The sequence below is a fragment of the Mesorhizobium sp. M0587 genome (genome assembly GCF_040320945.1).
Classification (GTDB): Bacteria; Pseudomonadota; Alphaproteobacteria; order Rhizobiales; family Rhizobiaceae; genus Mesorhizobium.
On record NZ_JAMYQP010000102.1, the window covers coordinates 1 to 1,153 of the forward strand.

The 1,153-nt window shown below is 62.8% G+C and carries 1 protein-coding gene; it reads left to right on the plus strand.

The window, feature by feature from the left end; translation table 11 throughout:
- Nucleotides 1-111: 111 nt before the first annotated feature.
- Nucleotides 112-1,153, plus strand: a 1,042-nt coding sequence (locus NKI49_RS33190; RefSeq protein WP_352608431.1) for an ISNCY family transposase, incomplete at its 3' end; no start/stop codon positions are given.

A 1,153-nucleotide genomic window follows, 5' to 3' on the forward strand; every position in this document is an offset into this window, starting at 1 on the left:
TGTCGTAAGCACACGAGTTGTCCGGATTAGGTAGCAGGTGAGTTGTCCGGTTTCATGTCCAGCCAATGGAGGCTGGGGATGAAACGGGCGGCATGGCTACAGGACCGGAGAATGCAGAAGTTTCGCGACGTTTTGAGCCGCTGGGATGGCGGCGATCTTTCGATGATGGAGGCAGGTGAGTTGCTGGGCATGTCGGAGCGGCAATTTCGCCGTTACCGCGACCGTTACGAAGAGGCTGGGGACGCTGGGTTGCTCGACCGGCGTTTGGGCAAGATTTCGACGCGTCGGGTGCCTGCGGAAGCGATCGAGGCGATGCTTGAGCTTTATCGTCATCGCTACCTTGGCTGGAACGTGAAGCATTTCCACGAGCACCTGCTGCGCGATCACGACTTCAGCTGGGGCTACACCTTCATCAAGACGCAGCTTCATGCGGCGGGCCTGGTGGAACGGGCCAAGCGGCGCGGCGCTCACCGGCGCAAGCGCGAAAGGAAGCCGTGCGAGGGGATGATGCTGCACCAGGACGGCAGCCGGCATGCCTGGCTGGAAGGCCAGCCGATGCTGGATCTGATCGTGACGATGGATGATGCAACGAGCACGCTCTATTCGGCCTTTCTGATCGAGGAGGAAGGCACGGCGTCGAGCTTTCAGGGACTTCTGGAGACCTTGGTCGCCAAGGGCCTGCCGTCGAGCCTCTACACCGATCGCGGCAGCCATTACTTCGTGACCCTCAAGGCCGGCGAGGCGGTCGACAAGAGCCGGCTGACCCAGGTCGGGCGGGCGCTGCGGCAACTGGGCATCGAGCATATCCCGGCCTATTCGCCTGAAGCCAGGGGGCGCTCCGAGCGGATGTTCTCAACCTTGCAGGATCGGCTGCCTAAGGAACTGGCGCTGGCCGGCATTGCCGATATCCAGGCCGCCAACCGCTTCATCGCACAGACCTATCTGCCGGCTCACAATGCCCGCTTCGCCAAGCCGGCCGCGGTTGAAGACAGCGCCTTTGTCGCCGCCGACCCCGCTCAACTGGCCGAGATATTGTGCATCGAGGAGGAGCGCGTCGTCGGCAACGACAACACCGTCGCCTTCGGCCGCTTGCGGCTGCAACTGCCGCCGAGCCCGATCCGCCACCACTTCGTCAAGGCCAAGGTCAAGGTCA